Here is a 23694-nt window from a genome sequence, read left to right as displayed (position 1 = left end):
CCGGTTCGCGTCACTTCCGGAAACGGGAACCCGGCCGGGGTTCACCGGTTCGTGCGAATCCTGCTGGACCGCACGGACCGGATGAGCATGGCGGTGGGTCTGGAGGTCCGGGTACCGTTCCGCGATCACCGCCTGGTGGAGTACGTGTTCAACGCCCACTGGTCGCTGAAAACCCACGACGGCGGGGAGAAAAGCCTGTTGCGCGGCGCGGTGGCCGACGTCCTGCCGCGTTCGGTGCTCGACAGAGTCAAAAGCCCCTATCCCTCTACCCAGGATCCGAACTACACCGTCGAACTGCAGCGACAGGCCGGGGAACTGCTGCGCGCCGACGATCCGGCTCTCTCGCTGCTGAACGAGCGATGGATCCGGGAAGCGGTGACGACTCCCGCCCGGGAGGTGGACAGCGGTACGCGCGACGTGTTGGAACGGTTCCTGGACATGTCGATATGGCTGGAACAGCACGGGCCGGAGAGCAAGGTCTGATCAGCCGCGGGCTCGTTCGACCGAGTGAACGACGCACGGGCAGACGCGTGTGGTGGGGCGGTTTCCACCGCCCCACCGCCCCGGACGCCGGAAGGGTCACCGTGCCACCGGGTGCGCCTCACCAGTGGGGTTCGGACGGAACCGGCTGGCAACCGGGACAGCTGTACGAGGAACGGTTGGTGAACGCCTCACGCCGGACCGAGGCACCACAGCGTGGACACGGCGAACCGGCGCGGCCGTAGACCGACAGGGAACGGCTGAAGTAACCGGACCGACCGTTGACGTTGACGTACAGCGAGTCGAACGAGGTTCCACCCGCGACGAGCGCCTCGCCGAGGACCTCCACCACCGAGTCCAACAGGCGGTGGACCTGCTCGTCCCCCAGCGCGGCCGTGGGGTGCGCCCAGTGCAACCGGGCACGCCAGAGCGCCTCGTCGGCGTAGATGTTGCCGATTCCGGAGATCAGGTTCTGGTCCAACAGGGCTCGTTTGATGCCCGTCCTGCGGGAGCGGAGGAGCCGTACGACCGCTTCCCGGTCGAAGGCGGGCTCCAGCGGGTCGGCCGCGATGTGCCCGATGGAGTCGGGCACGGCGAGGTCCGCCGAGGGAACCAGCTCGGTGAGGCTCAACCCGCCGAAAGTCCGTTGATCGACGAATCGCAGCTCGGGACCCTCGTCCTCGAAACGGAACCTCACGCGCAGGTGCTTCTCGTCGTCGGCCCGGCGCGGCTGTATCAACAGCTGACCGCTCATCCCGAGATGAGCGAGTACCGCCTGTCCCCCCGCGATCGCCTGGTCCCCCGCGATCACCTGTCCCGCTGCCGGGGACCCGCTGTCGGGGGTTCCCGAGGCCCCCAACGACAACCAGAGGTACTTGCCACGCCTGCGAACGCTCTCGACGACTCGACCGACCAGCACGGACGCGAAATCCTCCGGCCCCGGGAGATGTCTACGCACGGCACGCGAGTGCAACACCTCGACACCGGCCAGTTTGCGGCCCGAGACGTGCTCGGCGACCCCACTGCGGACGACTTCGACTTCGGGTAGTTCTGGCACGAGGCCATCCTCGAACACGATTCACGGCTGCCGTGCACCGGGGCGTCACCAGCCGGGTCTCCCCCGGCCGGGCCCCTCGAACCCACGCCGCCTACCGCTCGGGAGTACCGCCCGCACCGGCCGCGCCGTTGAGCTGGTCCGACAGCGTGCGCCAGGCGGTCTGCGCCGCCTTCTGCTCCGCGTCCTTCTTGGTTCGACCGTCGCCCTGCCCCAGGACTTCACCGTTGACGACGGCGTAGGCGCTGAACTCCTTGCGGTGGTCCGGACCCTGCTCGTCGATCCGGTAGTCCGGGACTCCCAGACCGGCCGATGCGGTCAGCTCCTGCAGACTGGTTTTCCAGTCCAGGCCCGCACCGAGCATGGGCGCCTCGGCCAGCAACGAGTCGAACAACCGGTGGATCACCGCACGGGAGGTCTCCAACCCGTGCTGCAGATAAACGGCTCCGAGAACCGCTTCCAGCGAGTCGGCCAGGATGCTGGCCTTGTCCCTGCCTCCGGTGAGCTCCTCGCCACGTCCCAGCAGCAGGTACTGCCCCAGACCACCCTCGCCCAGTTCACGAGCCACACCGGCGAGCGCGTGCATGTTGACCACGCTCGCCCGCAGCTTGGCGAGTTGCCCCTCGGGAAGATCGGGGTGGTCACGATACAGGTGATCGGTGATCACCAGTCCGAGTACGGCATCCCCCAGGAACTCCAACCGTTCGTTGGGCTCCAAGCCGCCGTTCTCGTAGGCGTAGGAACGGTGTGTCAGGGCAAGCGTGAGCATCTCGGCGTCGAAATCGACGCCGAGAGCCGCTACCAACGCAGACCGGTCCGATTCACGGTCCCGGGACTGTTGCTTTCCCCCCACTCTCGGCGCCTATCAGGCAGGGTTGCTGACCTGACGGCCCTTGTACTGACCGCAGGATGGGCAGGCGACGTGCGGGAGCTTCATCTCACGGCAGGCCCGGTTGGGGCACGCCCGCAGGGTCGGAGCGGAGGCCTTCCACTGCGAACGGCGCTTACGGGTGTTCGACCGGGAAACCTTGTGCTTGGGGACAGCCACGGCTACTTCTCCTCTTCGGTCCCACCGAACCGCTCACGCAATGCGGCCCAGCGAGGATCAATCGTCTCATGATGGTGTTCCGGACCGAGATCGGCCCATTTGGCACCGCATCCGGAACACAGTCCCGGACAGTCGGGCGAGCACAGCGGGGCGGTGGGCATCGACGGCAACACCGTGTCCCGGACCACCGGCTCCAGATCGATCAGATCACCGGACATCCGGCTGACTTCGTCCTCATCGGTGCTGGTGTCGGTGGCGCTGTCCGGATAGGCGAACAGCTCCCGCAGCTCGACGTCGACATCCTCGGAAATCGGGTCGAGACACCGCGCGCACTCGCCGCTAGCGTTCGCCCTGACGGTACCGGATACCAACACGCCCTCGACCACTGCCTCCAGCAGCAGATCGAGCTCGATCGGATCTCCCTCCGGCACCCGGACCATGTCGAGACCGAAACCGGCCGGGGCCGGGGGTGTACGGGTGTAGTTGCGACTCGTACCGGGACTGCGGCCGAACTCCCGGGTGTCTATCACCCACGGACCGTCCGGTGCGGATCGCACGACTTCGTGTTTCTGAGGCATCTGTGGTTTCGGCTAGGCTGTTTCGCGATTGCTGGACCCGCTCGGAACCGAGCTCGGCGGATCACCGGTCCACCGACGAGCGATCCCCGACAAGCACCTCACGTCGCCGGACCACGAGCGCTCGCCTTTTTCGAGCGGAGGGACCGGCCGGGGCCGAGCAGAACCACCCCTCAGGCTACGCCACCGGGAGCCGTCGACCGAAACCACACGGCTGATGCGCACGATGAGCGACAACACACCCGAAGCCCGACCGGGCTCGGGAGGCGACGGCGTGGGGCGCGACCGCACCGGTGACACGGGCGGTCACCGGCCGGGAGTCAGTGCTCGCTGACAGCGGCGCCGTGCTCGGAGGTCTGCCACTCCTCGTAGTCGAAGGGCGCGCTGATGGGACGTCGGAGCTGCTGCCTGCCCTTGCCGACCGTGCGCAGCGTACGTCCGAGAAGTTCCTCGAAGTCGGCCAGCCGGGAGTCGACGTAGGCGTCGCAGTCGCCGCGCAGCCGCTCGGCCTCCTCATGTGCCTCGTCGACCACGCGTTTGGCCTCGTGCTGCGACTGCTGGACCACCTCGGTCTCGGAAACCAGGCGGGCCTGCTCCGAACGCCCCTCGTGGATGGACTGGTCGTAAGCGGCGCGGCCGGCCTGCACCATCCGGTCGGACTCGGACTGCGCGCGAGCGATGTAGTCCTCGTACTCGCGGCGCGCGTTGTTGATGGTCTGTTCGGCGTCGGCCCGGGCCTGGGCGACGATCTCGTCGGCCCGCTCCCTGGCGTCGGCGAGCATCTTCTCCGCCTCGGCCCTGGCCTCGGAGGACGTCTTCTCCGCTTCGGAACGTGCGGTACTGAGGCTGTCATCGGCCTCGGTCTTGGCCTTGTTCACCAGTTCGTCCCGGTGATCGAGCACGTCCTGCGCGTCGTCGAGCTCCGAAGGGTAGGAATCGCGAACCTCGTCGAGCAGCTCCAACACGTCGCCGCGCGGCACGACGCACCCGGAGGTCATCGGAACACTTCGCGCTTCCTCGACGATCGTGACGAGCTCGTCGAGCGCCTCGAACACCCGGTACACGTCGATCTCCCTGCAGTCGTATTCACCCGAAGGATACTTGCCAGGCCCGTTCAGGCTCTCAGAACGCACGGATCCGGGTATCGATCACCCCGCGATCCGGTGGTTTCGAACCGGTCACACGAGCCGACCATGTGTGATCCCAGTCTGCCCGGCCGCACCGGCGGGATGCGGGATATCCGGAGCCGCGTGTCCAACACGCGTCACCGGGACACCGGTGGGAGACCGGACCGGCGGGTAATCGAAACTGGGCGAAGACCAGTGTCACGATCCGGCGGGAGGTCCCGTTGCCCACCGTACTGTTCCGTTTGCTGCAACGTCTGATCAGCATCCGGTCATGGACGACCCCTGCTCTGGTGATCACGTTCGTGTTCTTCACGAGCTGGCCGCTGATGGCGCTGTTCGAACGCGCCGACAGCGAACTGACTGCTCCGGAGAACTACTGGTGGTGGTTTCTGGTCACCACCTCCACGGTGGGTTACGGCGACTTCTACCCGGAGACCACCGGGGGCCACATCGTCGGGGTTTACGTCATCGTCGGGGGGATCGCGACGTTGACCACCCTGTTCACCCACCTGGCGACCACCCTGGAAACGGCGAGAGGCAGAAGAATGAGCGGCTCGGGCAGCCTGCACATATCCGATCACATCGTGGTGCTGGGATACGGCGCCGGACGCAGTGAACGCATAATCGACGAGCTGCTCGCCGACGGTAGGCATCCGGTCGTGCTCGGCGCCTGGGACGACGTGGACCACAATCCCGTTCCCGACCGGGGGATCGGCTTCGTGCGCGGCGATCTGACCGCGGAGGACGTGCTGCACAGGGCCGGGCTGCACCGCGCCCGTTCGGTACTGATCGACGCGCGCGACGACAACGAGGCCCTCGCCGTGGCGGTGAGCGTGCACCACGTCAATCCGGCACTGGAGCCGGTGATCGCGCTGCGGGACATGAGCAGGGCCGAGCACATGCGGTACGTGGACGACACGATCCGCTGCGTCCAGTGGCACACCCCGCACATGATCACCGAGGAGCTGCTGGACCCCGGCATCACCCAGGTTTACAGCGAACTGGTGACACACGGCGGAGGGAACACCTACTCGTGCCGGCTCCCCGATTCACTGGGCCCGGTCTCCTACGGTGCCTGCCAGTTCGCACTGGGCGATCGGCACGACGCCACGGTGCTGGCCGCGCGGACCGACTCCGAACTGCTCATCAGCCCGTCCTGGCGAACGAGACTGCCCGCGGGCAGCACGCTGTACTACATCTCCGCCCAGCGGATCTCGCAGGAACAGCTGGCGCGCGCGGTGCGTGCGGCGGGCGATTCGCGCGGTGCGTGAGGCGGGCCGTTCACAGCCGTGGCGGATCCGTACCGTGAGCGTCGGCACGGCGTCCCCGGTGGTTCCGGACGCCGTGCCGACGGTCACGGGATTCAGGAGTCGATGTCGGTCAGCCGGAAGCTGTCGTAGTGATCCGCGGTGTAGAAGTACTCCCCCTCGGAGCCGACGACGAACCGGCGGGCACCGCGATGGTCGATTCCCGGGGTATCGACCGTGTACTCGTGGTAGTAGCCGTCCGGGCAGTCCGGCAGGATCCCCTCCCAGTTGTGGAAGACGCCGCCGTCCTCCGGATAGGGGTAGGGACCGCCCTGTTGAATCAGTCGCACGGTGTCGGTGGCTTCCGGGGGAAGGGACGACAGCGCGACTCGTTCGAAGCCGGAAGTGTTGCCGCACGCGGCCACGGCCGGCACGGCGGAGGAACGCTCGGCGACCGGTTCCGCCGAGGCCACCGCCACGGGACCGAGCAGGCCCAGGACGGCGATCAGCCCTGTCAACATCAACCTGGAAAGCTTCACAGCGTGTTGGCGCATAACCAGCACGTTAACTCCGCCGCGTAACCGACACCAGGCACAGCCGTGAACGGCGAATGACGAACGACGGCAGCGAACGCGAACCCGCGGCGCGTCGCGCGACTAGACTGCTCACCCGATGGACGAACGATTCAGCTTCCGCCCCGCACGGGCCGCGGACGTGACGGCCGTGGTCTCCCTGCTCAGCGATGACGAACTGGGCCGCCACCGGGAGCGTCCCGGAGATCCGGCCTACGACACCGCGTTCGCGGAGATCGCCTCGGACCCGAACCAACTACTCGTGGTCGCCGAGCTCGACGGCGAGATCGTGGGAACCCTGCAACTGAGCTTCATCGCCGGACTGTCGCTTGTGGGCACCAAGCGGGCCCAGTTGGAAGCGGTTCGGGTCGGCTCGGAGTACCGCGGCCTCGGGATCGGCGGGCGGATGTGCGAATGGGCGATCTCGGTGGCACGCGAGCGCGGCGCGGGGCGGATACAGCTGACCTCCGACAGCGGTCGAACGGCCGCGCACCGGTTCTACGAACGGCTCGGCTTCAGCGCCACCCACGTCGGCATGAAGCTCTCGCTGGACTGACGGATCACGGTGCCACGGGGGTCACCGCGCGACGTCCGTTCCCGGTTGCCGAGGCGGCTGATCCGCCCCGCTCACTCGGCCGTTTCCGCCAACCGGTCGAGCAGCCGTCGTTCGATCCTCGGCGGCAACAGGTTGGAAACGTCGCCACCGTAGGTGGCCACCTCCTTGACCAGTGAACTGGCCAGGAAGCTGTAGAGCGGGTTGGTGGACATGAACAGCGTCTCGACTCCGGAGAGCCGCTGGTTCATCTGCGCCATCTGCAGCTCGTAGTCGAAATCACTGACCGCACGCAGCCCTTTGACGATCGCACCGATCCCGTTGGCCTTGCAGTAGTCCACGAGCAGACCGTGCCAGGAGTCGACGACCACGTTCGGCCACGGTTTGCTGACCTCGCGCAGCATCTCGATCCGCTCGTCGACGTCGAACAGGCTCTTCTTGCTCTTGTTCACGAGCACGGCGACGGTTACCTCGTCGAACAGCCCCGCCGCTCGCTCGATGATGTCCAAATGGCCATTGGTGACCGGATCGTAAGAACCTGGACAGACGGCACGCCTCATGAGCGGCAACTTAGCAGTACCCGCCGGTAGGACTCAGGACGAGGTGGTGTGACTCACCACCGAACGTACGGGAGACGAGCGAGCGGGCTTCGGCCATCACTCCGGCGGAACGCGTTCGGCCCAGTAGACGGCGGCGTCGCCGTAACGCTTGTTCCGCAGCTCCTCGATACCCGCGGGCCACACCGGGGCGGGACTGTTCCAGAACCGCTCGACGATGACCAGGCCGTCCCGGTTCAGCCAGTCGTTGCGAACCAACGCCTGCCAGCACTCGTCCAACTCGGCGGAGTCCATCGCGAAGGGGGGATCGGCGAAGACCAGGTCGTAGGGTTCGCCCGGGGACCGGGTCAGCACCGAGCGCACGGGGGACTGCTCGATACCGATGGAGCGGAAGCCGAGAGTCTCGGCGTTACGACGCAGCACTCCGGCGGCGCGCCGGTCCGATTCGACGAAGGTGGCGTGTTCGGCACCGCGCGAGAGCGCCTCGAAGCCGAAACCGCCCGAGCCAGCGAACAGATCCAGCACTCTGGTCCCGGACAGTTCCGTCATGGCCTCCAGCGCGCTGAACAGTGCCTCGCGCACTCGTTCGGTGACTGGTCTGGTGCCACGTTGCGGCACCTCGATACGGCGCCCACCGGCGGTTCCCGCGACGATTCTGGTCACCGGACCATCCTCGCCCACCGCTGTCGCCCGGTCACCGCAGGGGGGAAGTGGGGAGCTCGTGGCGACGGCGCGCGGGGGAACCGTCGCCCGAGCGGGCTCTCCGGAGGAGTGGCGGCTCCCCCGGTAGAGCCCGCCCCCTCCGGAGGAGCCGAGCGGCGGAATCGTTCAACCGATCTCGATGACCAGATCGCCGCCCTCGACCTGCTGTACCGCACCGATGGCCACACGCTTGACCGTGCCGCCCTGCTGGGCGGTGATCGCCGCCTCCATCTTCATGGCCTCGATGGTGGCGACCGTCTGGCCGGTCTCGACCGTTTCGCCCTCCGAGGCGGAAAGCGTGACCACCCCGGAGAACGGTGCCGCGACGTGCGCGGGGTTGGTGCGTTCGGCCTTCTCGGCGACGGGGAGTTCGGAGGCGACCGAACGGTCCCTGACCTGTATGGGGCGCATCTGGCCGTTGAGAATGGCCATGACGGTGCGTACACCGCGTTCGTCGGCCTCGCTGATCGCCTCCAGGCCGATCAGCAACCGCACACCCTGGTCCAGGTCCACGGCGTACTCCTCGCCCGCACGCAGCCCGTAGAAGAAGTCCTTGCTGCTCAGCAGCGAGGTGTCACCGTAGGAGTGACGGTGCTCGTTGAACTCCCTGGTGGGTTTGGGGAACAGCAGCCGGTTCAGCGTCTCCCTCCGGTCGGTCGCCAGCCCCTTGCGGTCCTCCTCGGAGAGTTCGACCAGTTGACGTTCGGCGGGCCTGCCCCGCAGCGCACGGCTGCGGAAGGGTTCGGGCCAACCACCGGGCGGATCACCGAGCTCACCCTGCAGGAACCCGATCACCGAATCCGGGATGTCGAACCTGTGCGGCTCGGCCTCGAACTCGCCCGGGGCCACCCCGGCTCCGACCAGGTGCAACGCCAGGTCCCCCACGACCTTCGAGGACGGAGTGACCTTGACCAGCCGACCGAGCATGCGGTCGGCGGCGGCGTACATCGCCTCGATCTCCTCGAACTTGTCGCCGAGTCCGAGGGCCACGGCCTGCGTCCGCAGATTGGACAGCTGCCCGCCGGGGATCTCGTGCCGATAGACACGTCCCGTGGGAGCCGCCAGCCCCGCCTCGAAGGGCCGGTAGATCTTGCGGACCGACTCCCAGTAGGGCTCCAGATCGCACACCGCGTCCAGGTCCAGGCCGGTCTCCCGTTCGGTGTGATCGGTGGCGGCCACGATCGAGGAGAGGGCGGGCTGCGAGGTGGTCCCCGCCAGCGACGCGGACGCCCCGTCCACGGCGTCCACCCCGGCCTGCACGGCGGCCTGGTAAGTGGCCAGCTGCCCACCGGGGGTGTCGTGGGTGTGCAGGTGCACCGGCAGGTCGAACTCGCGCCGCAGCGCGGAGACCAGCGTGGCGGCGGCGGGCGGGCGCAGCAGTCCGGCCATGTCCTTGATCGCCAGCACGTGCGCGCCCGCCTCGACGATCCGCTCCGCCAACCGCAGGTAGTAGTCCAGGGTGTAGATCCGCTCGTCGGGGTCGGAGAGATCCCCCGTGTAGCAGAGCGCCACCTCCGCCACGGAACGCCCGGTGTCGCGCACCGCCCTAATGGCCGGGCGCATCTGCTCCACGTCGTTGAGCGCGTCGAAGATGCGGAAGATGTCGATACCCGTCTCGGTGGCCTCCGCCACGAAGTGCTCGGTCACCTCGGTGGGGTAGGGCGTGTAGCCGACCGTGTTGCGCCCGCGCAGCAGCATCTGCAGACAGATGTTGGGGACGGCTCGGCGCAGCGCGGCCAGCCTCTCCCACGGGTCCTCGGCCAGGAACCGCAACGAGACGTCGTAGGTGGCACCGCCCCAGCACTCCAGCGAGAGCAGTTCGGGAGTCGTGCGGGCCACGTGGGGAGCGACCGTGGTGAGGTCCTTGGTGCGGACCCGGGTGGCGAGCAGGGACTGGTGAGCGTCCCGGAACGTCGTCTCGGTGACCCCGACGGCGTCGGAGTCGCGCAGCCACCGCGCGAAGCCCTCCGGGCCCAGTCGGTCGAGCCGATCCTTCGATCCCGCGGGCGGCGGGGTGTCGAGATCGGCGGCGGGCAGTTTGTGCCTCGGCTCGGGAGCGGCGGGGCGTTCCCCGTAGGGACGGTTGACGGTCACGTCCGCGAGGTAGCTCAGCAGCCGGGTTCCCCGGTCGGCCGAGTGGCGCGCGGTCAACAGCTTCGGGCGCTCGTCGATGAAGGACGTGGTGATTCTTCCGGCGCCGAAGTCCGGGTCGTCGAGCACCGCCTGCAGGAACGGAATGTTGGTGGACACACCGCGGATCCGGAACTCCGCGACGGCCCGTCGTGCCCGCGCCACGGCGGTGTCGAAGTCCCGACCACGACAGGTCAACTTGACCAGCATGGAGTCGAAGTGGGCGCTGACGCTGCTGCCGGAGAAGGCCGTGCCACCGTCCAGTCGGACACCGGCACCGCCCGGCGAGCGGTAGGCACTGATCATTCCGGTGTCGGGCCGGAAACCGTTGGCCGGGTCCTCGGTGGTGATCCGGCACTGCAGCGCCGCACCGCGCAGCCGGATGCCGTCCTGGGACATGCCGAGGTCCGGCAGTGTCTCCCCTGCGGCGACACGCACCTGGGACTGCACCAGGTCGGCGTCGGTGACCTCCTCGGTGACGGTGTGTTCCACCTGAATCCGGGGGTTCATCTCGATGAACACGTGCCGGCCGTGCTCGTCGACGAGGAACTCCACCGTCCCCGCGTTGACGTAGCCGATCTCCCGCGCGAACGCCACCGCGTCGGCACAGATCCGTTCCCGCAGCTGCGGGTCCAGGTTCGGGGCCGGGGCGATCTCCACGACCTTCTGGTGCCTGCGCTGTACCGAGCAGTCGCGTTCGTAGAGGTGAACCACGTTGCCCGCCGAATCGGCGAGGATCTGCACCTCGATGTGCCGTGGATTGACCACGGCCTGCTCGAGGAAGACGGTGGGGTCGCCGAAAGCGGATTCGGCTTCGCGCATGGCGGCTTCCAACGCCTCACGCAGCGAATCGAGATCGTTGACCCTGCGCATGCCGCGGCCACCGCCGCCCGCGACGGCCTTGACGAACACCGGGAACCGCATGTCCCCGGCGGAGTTCATCAGTTCCTCGACGTCGGCGGAGGGGGCGGAGGACTCGAGTACGGGCACCCCGGCCGCTTTGGCGGCCCGGACCGCACTGGCCTTGTTGCCCGTGAGCTGCAGAATCTCGTGTGACGGACCGATGAAGGTGATACCGGCCTGTTGGCAGGCCTCGGCCAGGTCGGGGTTCTCGGACAGGAATCCGTAACCCGGATAGATCGCATCGGCGCCCGCTGTTCGGGCCGCCCGGATGATTTCCTCGACGGACAGATAAGCCCGAACGGGGTGACCGGCAGCGCCGATCTCGTAGGACTCGTCCGCCTTCAGCCGGTGCAGTGAGTTGCGATCCTCGTGGGGAAACACGGCCACGGTTTTCGCGCCGAGCTCGTATCCGGCGCGGAACGCGCGGATGGCTATCTCGCCACGGTTGGCGACGAGGACCTTGCGGAACATGCCGGCTACCTCCTGGGGCAGGTGTCGGATCGCCTGCGAACAATACCCCGAAAATTCTCCTCTTCGGGAGCTGTTCTCGCGTGATGGAACTCATGATCCACAAGTGCCCCGTATGCGACCTGCAAATCCGGAACCGGCGAACAAGGATCAACCAATAGAAATAATCAACATATTCACAAAAAAACGAATGTGACGAATGTTCTCACCAAGGCCGCGGGCGGGATCGGCGGAAGCGGACACCGTAGGTGTCGATGTTCGCGCGCTGCGCGCCGACGCGCCAGCCGGAGGAGCGGTCACACCAACACCCGAGGAGACGTAAGTCACGAAATCTCGCGCTGGGCGGTTACCGCGCTCCATCGCGTGATCTTCGGTGCTGCCGCTTCACGCCCGGCACAGCGGAAAACCGAATCGACGGAGTCCTACTAGGACTTCTCCAGGAACTCGGCACGCTCCTCGGCGAGGAGTTCGGTGATCATCCCGGCCAGTCCCGGGTGGGCACGCAGTTCGGGGTCCTGCCGTACGACTGCCTCCGCCTCGCCGCCCGCCTCGGCGATGACCTCCTCGTCGTGCACCAGCGACAGCATCCGCAGCGCGGACTTCGTGCCGGACTGCGCCTCGCCGAGCACGTCACCCTCCCGACGTTGCAGCAGATCGAGCCTGGCGAGTTCGAAGCCGTCGGTGGTCGAGGCGACGGCGTCCAGTCGGCCGCGGGCGGGTGTCTGGGGCACCGCCTCGGTGACCAGCAGGCACAATCCGGGGGCGCTCCCCCGACCCACCCGGCCGCGCAACTGGTGGAGCTGACTCATCCCGAACCGGTCCGCGTCCATGATCACCATCGTGGACGCGTTCGGCACGTCGACACCGACCTCGATCACGGTGGTCGCCACGAGCACATCGAGCTCACCGGCGGCGAACCGGCGCATCACCGCGTCCTTGTCGTCCGCGGCGAGCCTGCCGTGCAGCGCTCCCAGACGGAGATCCCGCAGCGGGCCCTGGCGCAGTCGCTCGGCGAGTTCGACCACGGCGAGCGGCGAACGCCGCGAACCGTTACCTTCCGCTCCGCCCGGCGGATCGTCCACGGCTTCCGGTACGACCTCCCCGTCGGCGGACTCGCCCCCGCTCCGGGAACTCCCCTCGGAGTCGACGACGGTCCCGTCCCCCACTCGGGGACAGACCACGTAGACCTGCCGCCCGGCGGTCACCTCCTCGGTGACACGCTGCCACACCCGATCGAGCCAGGCCGGTTTCTCCGCGGCCGGAACCACGGTGGTGCTGATCGGGGAGCGACCTCGGGGCAGCTCACGCAGCGCGGAAGTGCGCAGGTCCCCGAAAACGGTCATCGCGACCGTACGCGGAATCGGTGTCGCGGTCATCACCAGCAGGTGCGGACAGGCCTGTTCGGCGGCGCGGCCCCGCAGCGCGTCCCGCTGCTCGACACCGAACCGATGCTGCTCGTCGACCACCACCAGTCCGAGGTCGGCGAACGAGACCTGGTCCTGGATCAACGCGTGGGTGCCGACCACGATCCCCGCCGCGCCGGAAGCCGCGTCCAACAACGCCTGCTTCCGCTGCGCGGCGGACAACGAGCCGGTCAGCAGGGTCACCCTGGTGGCGTGCTCCGGGGAGTCGAACTCACCCGCCCTGGCCAGTTCTCCCAGCAGCTCCCGGAGTGACCGGGCGTGCTGCGCCGCGAGAACCTCGGTCGGTGCCAGCATCGCGGCCTGCCTGCCGGAGTCGACCACCTGCAGCATGGCACGCAGCGCCACCACGGTCTTGCCCGAACCGACCTCGCCCTGCACCAGACGATTCATCGGATGCCGTTCGGACAGATCCGCGGCGAGCTGTTCACCGACCTCGACCTGCCCCTCGGTCAACGCGAACGGCAGACGCCGATCGAAGTCCGCTCGCACACCCCCGTCGATCGGCGGGCAGGCCGGAGCGGGGCGCTCGTCCTGCCGCAGCCGCGACCTGGCCAGCGACAGCTGCACCCCCAGCGCTTCGTCCCACTTCAGCCGGTGTCGTGCCTCGTCGACCTGGTTCGTCCCGTCCGGCCGGTGGATCCAGTGCAACGCCTGATTCAACCCGAGCAGCCCGACGCGCTCGCGCAACGACTCCGGCAACGGGTCCTCGACGCCCTGCCAACCGTCGAGCACCTGGGCCACACAACGCGCCAACGACCAGGAGGGCAGTCCCTGCGCGGCGGGATACACCGGGATCAGGGCGGCCGCGAAATCACGCGCGGCGTCGTGCGCGTCGGCTTCCTCCTCCTCGGTGAACAACTGGTACTCGGGATGGGCGAGTTGCAGCTCGTTGCGGTAGGCCGTGACCTTGCCCGCGAACATCCCCGTCCTGCCGGGGAGGAGTTCGCGCTCGCGCCATGCCTGGTTGAAGAACGTGCAGGACATGGAGCGCGAGCCGTCGGTGATGCGGGCCTGCAGGATCGTGCCGCGACGTGACCGCATCTTGCGCTTGCCGACTCGCTCGACCCTGGCGAGCACGGTGGCGTGCTCCCCGATCTCGAGCCCGCCGATAGCCGTGAGCTCACCACGCTCCGCGTAACGGCGGGGATAGTGCCGCAGCAGGTCGCCCACTGTGGACATGCCGAACGAGCTGTTGAGTGCCTTGGCGGTCTTGCCGCCCAACACCCGGTCGAGGTTGGTGTCCCACCCGGTCATCGCTTCACCAGCAGTGCCACGGCGCACTGAGCCGTGCTTTCGACGTCGTAGGCAGACCGAGCCGCTTCGGCCGATGCGGGGACGCCCGAGGGCTCGTATCGGTGTTCAACGATCAAACTATCCGAGGCGGCCGACAACGGTCGCCCACCCCTGGGTTCGGGGCCTGCGCCAGGCACAACGTTCACTCCACTCCCAGCATCAGTTCGGTGGTCGACTCCCCGCAGGGGTAGCAGATCAGCTCGACCTCGGGATGGGTTCCGCGCAGGTGCTCGGCCAGCACCTCGGGCAGCGCGGTCGGAGCGTGGTCCGGAATCAGCGCGGTGACCAGTTCTCCCCCCGAGGCGAGCATCCGGTCCAGCAGCAGACAGGCCGCCCGCCGCCTGTCGTCGCCGATGAGCACGACCTCGCCGTCCAGCATGCCCAGCAGGTCACCGCTGCGGCAGTAGCCGACCCAGGTCAGTGCCTCCCCCGCCGCGACGCTCAGCTCACCACGGCGCGTCGCCGCGGCAGCCTCCGCCAGCGCGACGGTGTCGTCGGCGGTCCTGCGGTTCGGATCGTGCACCGCGAGCGCGGCCAGTCCCTGCACCGGTGACGCCGTGGGGACCACCACGACTTCGATTCCCGCCCGCAGTGCGGCCTGTGCCGCGTCCTCGGCCGGAGGTGCCAACGACTCCTCGTTGGGCAGCAGCAGAACGTCCCCGTAACCGGTGTCGAGGATCGCCTCCAGGAGCTCCCGCGCCTCCGGCACCTCCTGCTCGTCGATGCGCAGCGTCAACGCGCCTTCCGCGCGGAAGAGGCTTTCCAGCCGCCCGCCGCGCGTGACCGCGAGTACGACACGTCCCTCCGAGAGGTCGCCGCTCGCGGCGTGGGCGCGCTGTCCCGAACCACCGCGCGCGGCGTCGCCGACCTGGTCGGCGAACCTGGTGACGCGGATGCCGTGAACCCTGCCGAGTTCGATGCCCGACTCGATGGCCGCACCGATGTCGTCGCAGTGCACGTGTACCGCCCAGGTGGCGGGTGTTGTCGGGTCCGGAAGGGCTTCTCCCGTGTCGGCCACCGACACGCAGTCACCGAGCTCCGCGAGGTGACTGCGCAGGTCGGCGGCGACGGAGGCGGGTGCGTCGGAGAGCAGGTACATGACTTCGTAGTCGTAGTCCGAGTCGTGCCGGGGCATATCCGCAGCGGCCGGGTCGGAGTCCAGCACGGCTGGGCTGTCCGCCGCGAGTCGTTGTGCGTCGCAGACCACCGCGTGCAGCGAGTCGAGCAGGATGACCAGTCCACGCCCCCCGGCATCGACCACGCCCGCCGAGTTCAGCACCGGAAGTTGCGTGCGGGTGAGTCGCAACGCGTCGATCGAGGCCCTGGTCGCGGCTCCGACCACCTCGGGAAGTTCGTCGGTCGCTTCCCAGCAGGCGTCGACGGCCGCGCGCAGCACGGTCAGCAGGGTTCCCTCCACCGGTCGGGCCACCGACTGCCCTGCCAGCTGGAGACCACGCCGTAACGCTTCCCGGAACAGATCCGCCTCCACCGGGGCTCGCCCCTCGGCCTGTTGGGCGATGCCGCGCAGCACCTGCGAGAGCAACAGCCCGGAGTTGCCGCGGGCACTGTGCAACGCACCGTCCGCCAGCGCTGCCAGCACCCGGTCGGATCGCTCCTCGGCCGCGGTGTTCGCCGCCGATTCCGCGGCCGCACGCATCGTCTGCAGCAGATTGGTGCCGGTGTCGTTGTCGGCGACGGGATAGACGTTGATGTGGTCGATGGCCGCGCGGTTCGCGGTCAGCGCGAGCACTGCCAACTCGGCCCAACGCCGTACAGCGGGGCCGTCCAACGCCTGCAGCACCATTCCTCCAATGCGTGGACCACACTCGTCCCGGTTGCCGCTGAGAATAGTCGCCGCGACCGTGGTGTGGGTGAGCGACGGCATGGTGAGTACCCACCACGTCGGTGGCGCCGGACCGCGAGGAGCGCGGGCGTCCCACGGGGGCGCGGTCCGGCACCGGCGGCGGGCCTCCGAACGATGGGCGTCCCGCCGTGTCCGACCGGGTCGACACCTGTTGCTAGACTCCCTCGCGATGGAACTCGGCAAGGACCGGTGAGAACCGAGCCGGTTCGCCGGGGGACCTGAATCGGCGGCGAGTTGCGTCGTGACAGCCCGCTGGAAACCCAGGTAACTGGAAACCCAGGTAAGGCCAGTCACGCTGGCATCGGGTATCGCCACGGGAAGACCTCGCACCACAGCGGAGCGGGGCCAATGCCGCGCCGCGAGGCGACGGCTCGGGGAGCGTGCACGATTTCGCACGTTACTCGAACGGCGGTGTACGGGCGCGCAGTCACCCCTGGGTGGACAGCCTTCACCGGCGCGGGGTAGCCGCGTTGCCCAACAGCGCTGTCACCGCACGAGCATGACCCGCGTCGGGTGACGGCGCGGGGACGGAGATTCGAGCGAAGTAAGGGGTGTCTGACGTGGCTGCCGTCTGCGACGTCTGCAACAAGGGGCCGGGTTTCGGTATGGCGGTCTCGCACTCTCACCGGCGCACCAAGCGCAGGTGGAACCCGAACATTCAGACCGTGCGCGCCAAGGTCAGCCCGACGCAGCGCAAGCGGATGAACGTGTGCACTTCCTGCCTGAAGGCGGGTAAGGTCGTGCGCGGCTGAGACGATGGCGAGACGTCGTCTCGATCACTCGTCGAGAACGCTCGGTCGGTACAACCGGCCGAGCGTTTTTCTGCCGGTGGGCGCCGGACGAGCACACAGCGGGGCGGTACTTCCCCGTCCCCTCGTCGAGACCCATCTCCCCGACGCCCACTCGTGGTTCGGATCCCGCGCACGGGGCGGGACCCACTCACGGATCGGAACGAAGCGTCGCGGTCACGGAAGTTTCCAGTCGATCGGTTCCGCCCCCAGTTCCCGCAACATCTCGTTCGCGCGACTGAACGGCCGTGATCCGAAGAACCCCCGATCAGCTGACATCGGGCTCGGGTGCGGCGACTCGACGCACCCGACGCCGGGCATCAACGTACGCAGGCTCCGCGCGTCACGTCCCCACAGAATCGCCACCAGTGGTTCGGAACGCTGTGCCAGCGCCTTGATGGCCTGATCGGTGACTTCTTCCCACCCCTTGCCGCGATGCGAGGCCGATTTGCCCGGCTGCACGGTCAACGCGCGGTTGAGCAACAGCACGCCCCGCTCGGTCCACGGCGTGAGATCACCGTTGGAGGGGTACGGATGGCCGAGATCGTCACAGTACTCACGAAAGATGTTGGCCAGGCTGCGTGGCACGGGGTCGACGTCCGGAGCGACCGAGAAGCTCAAGCCGACGGGATGCCCCGGCGTCGGGTAGGGGTCCTGTCCCACGATGAGCACTCGCACATCCCGAAACGGCTGTTGGAAGGCGCGCAGCACGTTCTCCCCGGCCGGCAGGTACTCGCGTCCTGCGGCGACTTCCGAGCGCAGGAAATCGCCCATGGCGGCTATCCGGTCGGACACCGGCGCGAGCGCCTCGGCCCAGCCTGGTTCCACAATCTCGTTCAACGGGCTCCTGGTCACGGGCCATGACCCTAGCGACCTTTTGATCATCAACACCGCCCCCCTGGGTGCCCGCCACGTCACGGAATCGGGTATGAGAACCGACCGAGCCCCCGTCGGGCTCTCAATGCCGCCAGTGCTGCCACCCGGCCCGTTCGGTGTGCTCGACACCGTCCACGGTGACACCTCGGCCCTGTCGGACACGACCGATGGGGCGCCACCCGTCGGGCAGCTCGCGATCACCGGGGAAAGTCGCCACCAACGCCTGGTCCTCACCGCCGTTGAGCACCCAGTCACCGGGATCGGCCCCGAGCGCCGAGGCCACCTCCAGCAGTCGCTGCGGCACTTCGAGCTGGTCGGTGCGGATGTCCACCGAGACTCCGGAGGCATCCGCGACGTGCGCCATGTCCGCGAGCAACCCGTCCGAGATGTCGATCATCGAAGTGGCACCGGCCACCGCCGCGGCGGGCCCGGCCTCGTAGGGCGGTTGGGGAACCCGATGAGCACCGACCACCGACAGCGGTGAGCGGAATCCACGAGCCAGCACCGCCAACCCCGCCGCCGACCACCCCAGGCCACCGGCCAACGCCACGACATCGCCCTGTCGCGCGCCCTCCCTGGTCACGGGTTTTCCACCCCGCAGGTCACCCAGCGCGGTCACCGAGACGGTCAGTTGGTTCGAGGTGACCATGTCGCCGCCTATCAGGGCGGTACCGGCACGCCGCGCCTCTTCCCACATGCCCGCGGCCAGTTCGTCGACGAACTCCGCGGTCACTTCCCCGGAGCACCCGAGTCCCACCAGCAGGCCGGTCGGCACGGCCCCCATCGCCGCGATGTCGGAGAGGTTCACGGCCACGGCCTTGCGGCCCACGTGCCGGGGACCGGACCAGTCCAGCCGGAAGTGCACGTCCTGCACCAGCACGTCGGTGGTGGCCACGACCCTGCCGTCCGGAGCGGTGAGCACGGCGGCATCGTCACCGGGGCCGAGGAGGGTGCTGCTCGGCTGGTTACGGTGCTCGGTCACTCTCCGGATGAGACCGAACTCACCCACCTGTGAGACGGTCCGTGTGTCCGGTCTCTCCTCGGGAGTCAACTGGATCTTCCTTTCGTTGCGCGTCCACGCGGCTCGATGCGGTAACTTGCCCGTTCGGGGACTGGATCCGCTCATCGGGACAGCACCGGCCTGGCCGGCCGCCGGGGCACCTGCCCGCTCGACCAAGTCGTAAACAGCTCCCAGTTTCCACCTCGAACGCTTCCGACGAGACGAAGGGGCACACACCCGTGGTCCAGGCATACATCCTCATTCAGACCGAGGTAGGCAAAGCCGCAGCGGTGGCGGCCGAGATATCCGGGAACACCGGGATCATCAGCGCCGAGGACGTGACGGGGCCGTACGACGTCATCGTGCGCGCCGAGGCCGAGAACGTGGACAAACTCGGCAAGATGGTGGTGGCCAACATTCAGAACGTGGCGGGAATAACCCGCACGCTGACCTGTCCGGTCGTGCACCTGTAGAGCATCCGTCCACCGGACGGTGCCTGTCCGAGCCCCCGGCTTCGCACCGGGTGGGAGCATTTCGGCCCGCTCGCGGTGGTGACTCGCCCGGCGGAGCCTCCCGCTCCCCGCGGCGGGAACGGCACCGGTCCGCATCGCCCGCGTCGCTCGTGCTGTAGTGGGTGACGTGCGGGAACAATCCGGATCCGGGCCACCCCGGGTCGTACTGATCATCGCGTTGTCGCTCGGTGTACTGCTGGCGGCGGGCGTTGCCACGTTGGGAGTCCTGAGCGGCGGGACCGGACAGCACGCCCGGCCCGACGAGGGAGCCGCCGCGAATACGACGGCCGACCGCAGCGGACCATTGGCGTTGCCCCCGGTGAAGGCTCCGGAGGCGAACTCGGCGGACTGCGCGACGGTGCTGGACGCGCTGCCCGACAAGCTGCGTGTCGACGGTTCCGGAGTGCCCCGGCGTGAACTGGCGACCCCGAAACCGGCGGGCACGGTGGCATGGGGTGACGCCGAGCACGACCCGATCAGTCTACGGTGCGGGCTGACCGCCCCGGCCGAGCTGAAACCCACCTCGAAGCTGGTGGTGATCTCCGGAGTGAGCTGGCTGCCGATCAGCAGCGGTGAAACCACCACCTGGCTGGCGGTCGACCGGCCGATCTACGTCGCGGTCACCGGATCGAACGACACCGGTATCGGCCCGATCCAGGACGTGTCACGGATCCTCGACGAACACCTGCCCAAGCGGGACGTGTTCGACTGATTCCCGTCTCATCGAGGTTTTCCGATCGGGTTGTCGAGTCGCTCGCTTGGCGGAACCTCCCGCGGGCTCTCGCTCCGGAAGGTCCGACATCGGGTAGGTAGTCAGGCGGGTCACCGCAGACCGGTGCCGCGGGCCACAGCGGTGTCCAGCAGGATGCTCAGCAGGCTCGAATAGTCGACACCCGCGTGCGCCCACATGCGCGGGTACAGCGAGATCGGGGTGAATCCCGGCATGGTGTTCACCTCGTTGACCACCGGCCGACCTTCCTCGGTCAGGAAGAAGTCGACCCGGGCCAGGCCCTGGCAGTCCAGGGCGCGGAAAGCGCCGACCGCGGCCGCGCGCAACCGTTCCGTCTCCTCGTCGGAAAGTTTGGCCGGCACGTCGAACTCGGTGTCGTCGTCGAGATACTTCGAATCGTAGTCGTACCAGCCGGAATCACTGTCGACGCGCAGTTCGGCGGGCGCCGAAGCGGTCACCTCTCCGTCCGGGAACTCCAGAACACCGCACTCGATCTCGCGTCCGGACAGCGCGGACTCGACGATCACCTTGGGATCGACACGTCGCGCCTCGGCGATGGCGGCGTCGAGCTCGGCGTGATCGGTGACCTTGGTGATCCCCACCGAGGACCCGGCACGGGCCGGTTTGACGAACACGGGCAGGCCCAGCCTGCTCCTGCGAGCTTCGTCCAATGTGGTCTCGTCGCGACGCAGTACCTCGTAGGTGCCGACCTCCAGCCCCTCGGCGGCGAGGAGCTTCTTGGCGAACTCCTTGTCCATGGCTGCCGCACTGGCGAGCACGCCCGGCCCGGCGTACGGAATGCCGGCCATCTCCAGCAGCCCCTGGATGGTGCCGTCCTCACCGAAAGCACCGTGCAGCATCGGCAGCACCACATCCACGCCGGACAGCGCCTGCCCCACAGTGTCCGACTCCAGCGAGACCAGCTGGCGGCTGCTGGGATCCGCGGGCAGGGTCAACGCCTCGCCGTCGACGATCTCCGGTTCGACCCGGTCCTTGAGTCGTAGCTGCTCCTCGTCGTCCGGGCCGAGCACCCAGGAGCCGGCGCGGGTGATTCCCACGGGAACGACCTCGAAACGCCGCCGATCCAGATGAGCCAGCACACTGCCCGCGGACAGGCAGGAAATACCGTGCTCGGTACTGCGTCCGCCGAAAACAACCGCCACCCGGATCTTGCGTTCAGCCATACGCAGCACCATACCTCGCGTACGGGGGCCACACCGTAAGCGGCGGATCAACCGCCGACGATCTCCGAGACCAGGATCGGCAAGGTCTCACGCAGTTCCCGTCCGCCGCACACGGCGTAGCCGAGGGCCAGTCCGTACCACTGCTGCTCGGCCTGATGGTGCCTGCGCAGACCGTCGACGAGCACTCCCCGCCGGCGGAGGGAGGCCATGATGCGACGTTCGGTGTCACCGTCCGACAGCGGAACCACGACGTGTGCCCCGGCACGATCACCGAACAGTTCGACACCCGCCCCTTCGAAGGCGTCGACGACCAGCTCCCTGCGTCCGGAGAGCTCGCGGCGCAACCGCCGCAGATGCCTGCCCAGATCCCCGTTCGCGGCGAACTCGGTGAGCAACCACTGCCCCGCCGGTGCGGGACGGGTACCGGTGCGTTCGCGATACTCCAGCACCGCGGTGGTCACCCACTCGGGAGCCAACAACCAGCCGACACCGAGCGTGGGAGTGAGGATCTTGCTGGTGGTCCCCAGATGCACGACCACGTCCGGCGCCAGGGCCGCCAGCACGGGCAGCGGAGCCACGTCGTAGCGCAACTCGCCGTCGTAGTCGTCCTCGACGATCAACCAGTTCGCCGTGCGTGCCCGTTCGATCAGCGCGGTTCGCCGCTGGGCGGGCATTCTGCCGCCCAGCGGATACTGGTGCGCGGGTGAGCAGTAGACGGCGTCGACGTGCTCGGGAATCCGCTCGACCAGCAGACCGGAGTGGTCCACGGGAACGGGAAACACCTCGATGCCGCCGGCGCGCAGCGCACCCACCGCTCGCTGATATCCGGGTTCCTCCATCGCCACGGTCGCACCGGACGGCAGCACGGCGGCGGCCAGTTCGGCGAGCGCGGCGGTGGTTCCGGCCGTTGCCAGTACCGAGTTCTCGGCCGGACCTTCGACCACCAGGCCGCGGTGGCGCAACAGGTGCTCCACGATGACCGCGCGGTACTCCGGCACGCCGGCCCGATAGGGCATGGTGGACGGTGCCTTGTCCCCGGCCGCACGCCAGGCGCGCCGCCAAGCCGCTCGGTCTATCCCCTGTGACCACGGCGCTCCCGGTGCCAGCAGCACTCCCCGCGTCGCGTCCGCGTCGCTCTCGACGACCGTTCCGGCCTGCGCCACCCCGTCGACTCCCGGCGGAGCGGCGGTGACGTAGGTGCCGGAACCGTGCCTGCCCGCGATCCAGCCCTCGGCGTGGAGCTGTTCGTAAGCGGCCGCCGTGACCGTACGGCTGACGTCGAGGTGCCGGGCGAGTGCGCGGGTGGACGGCAGCCGATCACCACGTCGTAGCTGACCCCTCGTCGCGGCGCCACGCAGTCCCTCGGCCAACTGAACCGCCAACGGCCGGGCGCTGGTGCGGTCCAGCTCCACTGCCAGTTCCAGCGGTGGCGCTCCGGACGCGGAAACCCTGGGTGGCATTTTCGAACACTCCTCGATTGGCCCTTCAATGATGCCACCGCTCGGGAGAAGCTGCGGATGCGGCCCACAGGGCACTGCTGCGGGAAAGGTGCTGCGTTGCTGATCAGAGAACTCGACCAGGCGGAGACGAGCACGGCGTACCCGGTACTCCGGGAACTACGCCCTCGGTTGAGCACGATGGCCGACTTCCTGGCCGCGGTGGGCAGGCAGCGGCAGCACGGGTACCGACTGATCGCGGCTCTCGACTCGCAACATCGGGCGGTGGCAGCGGCGGGATTCCGCTCCGGTGAATGCCTGGCCTGGGGCAGCTACCTGTACATCGACGATCTGTGCACGCTGCCGCGAGCCAGGGGAAACGGGTACGCGGGCGAACTGCTGCGCTGGATCGCGCGTGAGGCGGCGGCGTCGGGGGTGGGCGAGATCCACCTCGATTCGGGAAACGGGCGTCACACCGCGCATCGGTTGTACGCGAGCAGCGGATTCACCGCCCCTTCCACGCACTTCGTCCGAAAGCTCTCGACCGCGAACGCGGAGTCCTGATCAACCGGTCGGGTTGAGCGCCCTGCCGGGTCGGTACACGTGAATGCTGATCGCGGGGTCCGGCCCCTCGTTGTGCACCTGGTGGGCGTAGTTGGGACCGAAGACCCGGGACTGGCCCGCGACGAGCGTGTGCAGCGCCTCGGCCTGGTGGTGCCCGGAGTCGGAGCGCACGGCGCGTTCGGTCAGCACACCGGAGACCACGGTGAAGGCACCGTCGGCACCTCCGTGATCGTGCAGCTCGGTGTGCTGGCCGGGCAACCAGCTCAGGATCCAGACCTCGTGGTCGTCGGTGCGCCGCAGCAGCGCGGACCAACGTTGTTCCCGGTCGTAACGCACCAGGTGTGCCCAACCGCGGCGATCGGTCGCGACATCGCGGGCTATCAGAGCCGGATGCGGCCGGGTGCGTTCGGGCGCGTGGAGAACAGTATTCGGTGGAACAGCGAACACAGCGGAGGGTCCTTCGCGATAGTACGGGAGAAGAGCGGAAAGCGGGATCGGCGGATCAACGATCCGTGATCACGGGGCAACTCACCGAGAAGGACACAGCGCGCTCGCTACCAGGCGCAGCTCGACATGGCGGTACTGACCGGCCGGACGCCGGACCGCC

22 protein-coding genes and 1 pseudogene are annotated in these 23694 nt (G+C 68.2%); 7 read left to right on the top strand and 16 right to left on the bottom strand.

Going from position 1 to position 23694, the window contains the following annotated elements; all coding sequences use genetic code 11:
• Positions 1-45: 45 nt before the first annotated feature.
• Positions 46-483, top strand: a pseudogene (locus tag BM394_RS20955) (asparagine synthase-related protein); the annotation flags it as partial.
• Between the two features lie 118 nt (positions 484-601).
• Here BM394_RS20955 and mutM read toward each other — a convergent pair.
• The 5 genes from mutM to BM394_RS20930 form a co-directional block, all read right to left on the bottom strand.
• A complete protein-coding gene (gene mutM / locus BM394_RS20950; protein WP_092981275.1) occupies positions 602-1537 on the bottom strand; it encodes a bifunctional DNA-formamidopyrimidine glycosylase/DNA-(apurinic or apyrimidinic site) lyase in 936 nt (311 codons plus the stop codon).
• Positions 1538-1628: 91 nt separating this feature from the next.
• Positions 1629-2339, bottom strand: coding sequence for a ribonuclease III (rnc, locus tag BM394_RS20945; RefSeq protein WP_217643646.1), 711 nt, complete (start codon positions 2337-2339; stop codon positions 1629-1631).
• 60 nt (positions 2340-2399) lie between these two features.
• Positions 2400-2582 carry a 50S ribosomal protein L32 gene (gene rpmF / locus BM394_RS20940; RefSeq protein ID WP_092929005.1) on the bottom strand — a complete coding sequence of 61 codons (183 nt, stop codon included), beginning with the start codon at positions 2580-2582 and terminating at the stop codon, positions 2400-2402.
• 2 nt (positions 2583-2584) lie between these two features.
• Positions 2585-3112 carry a YceD family protein gene (locus BM394_RS20935; RefSeq protein ID WP_092981332.1) on the bottom strand — a complete coding sequence of 176 codons (528 nt, stop codon included), beginning with the start codon at positions 3110-3112 and terminating at the stop codon, positions 2585-2587.
• Between the two features lie 365 nt (positions 3113-3477).
• Positions 3478-4221, bottom strand: a complete 744-nt coding sequence (locus BM394_RS20930) for a DivIVA domain-containing protein (protein ID WP_092981271.1) — start codon at positions 4219-4221, stop codon at positions 3478-3480.
• A gap of 284 nt (positions 4222-4505) precedes the next feature.
• On the opposite strand from BM394_RS20930, the gene BM394_RS20925 reads away from it, so the two are divergent.
• The gene (locus BM394_RS20925; protein WP_092981269.1) at positions 4506-5555 is read left to right on the top strand and encodes a potassium channel family protein; all 1050 of its coding nucleotides are present in this window, start codon (positions 4506-4508) and stop codon (positions 5553-5555) included.
• A gap of 92 nt (positions 5556-5647) precedes the next feature.
• Here the strand turns inward: BM394_RS20925 and BM394_RS20920 are convergent, their stop codons facing one another.
• A complete protein-coding gene (locus BM394_RS20920; protein ID WP_092981267.1) occupies positions 5648-6085 on the bottom strand; it encodes a guanyl-specific ribonuclease in 438 nt (145 codons plus the stop codon).
• Positions 6086-6203: 118 nt separating this feature from the next.
• Between BM394_RS20920 and BM394_RS20915 the strand changes: the two genes are divergently transcribed.
• Complete coding sequence (locus tag BM394_RS20915) at positions 6204-6659, top strand: GNAT family N-acetyltransferase (protein WP_092981265.1); 456 nt, start codon at positions 6204-6206, stop codon at positions 6657-6659.
• Positions 6660-6730: 71 nt separating this feature from the next.
• On the opposite strand, the gene coaD is transcribed toward BM394_RS20915, so the two are convergent.
• The 5 genes from coaD to BM394_RS20890 form a co-directional block, all read right to left on the bottom strand.
• Positions 6731-7216, bottom strand: coding sequence for a pantetheine-phosphate adenylyltransferase (gene coaD, locus BM394_RS20910; protein ID WP_092632120.1), 486 nt, complete (start codon positions 7214-7216; stop codon positions 6731-6733).
• 96 nt (positions 7217-7312) lie between these two features.
• Positions 7313-7876, bottom strand: a complete 564-nt coding sequence (gene rsmD / locus BM394_RS20905) for a 16S rRNA (guanine(966)-N(2))-methyltransferase RsmD (protein ID WP_092981263.1) — start codon at positions 7874-7876, stop codon at positions 7313-7315.
• A 165-nt stretch (positions 7877-8041) separates the two neighbouring features.
• Positions 8042-11419, bottom strand: coding sequence for a pyruvate carboxylase (locus BM394_RS20900; RefSeq protein WP_092981259.1), 3378 nt, complete (start codon positions 11417-11419; stop codon positions 8042-8044).
• Positions 11420-11841: 422 nt separating this feature from the next.
• The gene (recG, locus tag BM394_RS20895) at positions 11842-14094 is read right to left on the bottom strand and encodes an ATP-dependent DNA helicase RecG (protein WP_092981258.1); all 2253 of its coding nucleotides are present in this window, start codon (positions 14092-14094) and stop codon (positions 11842-11844) included.
• Positions 14095-14275: 181 nt separating this feature from the next.
• On the bottom strand, positions 14276-15937 hold the full coding sequence (locus tag BM394_RS20890; RefSeq protein ID WP_245780354.1) for a DAK2 domain-containing protein: 1662 nt from the start codon (positions 15935-15937) through the stop codon (positions 14276-14278).
• 620 nt (positions 15938-16557) lie between these two features.
• Between BM394_RS20890 and rpmB the strand changes: the two genes are divergently transcribed.
• Entirely contained in the window at positions 16558-16749 is a 192-nt protein-coding gene (gene rpmB / locus BM394_RS20885) for a 50S ribosomal protein L28 (RefSeq protein ID WP_092632132.1), read from the top strand.
• Positions 16750-16962: 213 nt separating this feature from the next.
• On the opposite strand, the gene BM394_RS20880 is transcribed toward rpmB, so the two are convergent.
• Both BM394_RS20880 and BM394_RS20875 read right to left on the bottom strand, forming a co-directional pair.
• Positions 16963-17640 carry a uracil-DNA glycosylase gene (locus BM394_RS20880; protein WP_092981256.1) on the bottom strand — a complete coding sequence of 226 codons (678 nt, stop codon included), beginning with the start codon at positions 17638-17640 and terminating at the stop codon, positions 16963-16965.
• Positions 17641-17743: 103 nt separating this feature from the next.
• Positions 17744-18712 (bottom strand): thiamine-phosphate kinase, encoded by a 969-nt coding sequence (locus tag BM394_RS20875; protein WP_217643644.1) that lies wholly within the window; start codon positions 18710-18712, stop codon positions 17744-17746.
• A 188-nt stretch (positions 18713-18900) separates the two neighbouring features.
• Between BM394_RS20875 and BM394_RS20870 the strand changes: the two genes are divergently transcribed.
• Both BM394_RS20870 and BM394_RS20865 read left to right on the top strand, forming a co-directional pair.
• On the top strand, positions 18901-19134 hold the full coding sequence (locus BM394_RS20870; RefSeq protein ID WP_092981254.1) for an Lrp/AsnC ligand binding domain-containing protein: 234 nt from the start codon (positions 18901-18903) through the stop codon (positions 19132-19134).
• 166 nt (positions 19135-19300) lie between these two features.
• Positions 19301-19885, top strand: a complete 585-nt coding sequence (locus BM394_RS20865) for a DUF3515 domain-containing protein (RefSeq protein WP_245780351.1) — start codon at positions 19301-19303, stop codon at positions 19883-19885.
• Between the two features lie 110 nt (positions 19886-19995).
• On the opposite strand, the gene BM394_RS20860 is transcribed toward BM394_RS20865, so the two are convergent.
• Positions 19996-21087: a D-alanine--D-alanine ligase family protein gene (locus tag BM394_RS20860; protein ID WP_092981324.1), complete on the bottom strand. Its 1092-nt coding sequence runs from the start codon at positions 21085-21087 to the stop codon at positions 19996-19998.
• 47 nt (positions 21088-21134) lie between these two features.
• Entirely contained in the window at positions 21135-22547 is a 1413-nt protein-coding gene (gene pdxR / locus BM394_RS20855; protein ID WP_092981251.1) for a MocR-like pyridoxine biosynthesis transcription factor PdxR, read from the bottom strand.
• 96 nt (positions 22548-22643) lie between these two features.
• Here pdxR and BM394_RS20850 point away from each other — a divergent pair, with 96 nt between their 5' ends.
• On the top strand, positions 22644-23087 hold the full coding sequence (locus BM394_RS20850) for a GNAT family N-acetyltransferase (protein WP_092981247.1): 444 nt from the start codon (positions 22644-22646) through the stop codon (positions 23085-23087).
• Here BM394_RS20850 and BM394_RS20845 read toward each other — a convergent pair whose 3' ends face one another.
• Positions 23088-23534 (bottom strand): cysteine dioxygenase, encoded by a 447-nt coding sequence (locus BM394_RS20845; protein ID WP_092981245.1) that lies wholly within the window; start codon positions 23532-23534, stop codon positions 23088-23090.
• Between the last annotated feature and the right edge of the window lie 160 nt (positions 23535-23694).

The sequence above is a fragment of the Actinopolyspora lacussalsi subsp. righensis genome, assembly GCF_900116555.1.
Lineage (GTDB): Bacteria > Actinomycetota > Actinomycetes > Mycobacteriales > Pseudonocardiaceae > Actinopolyspora > Actinopolyspora lacussalsi.
The sequence above is the reverse complement of the archived record's forward strand: the minus strand, read 5'-3'. Positions and strand labels throughout refer to the sequence as shown.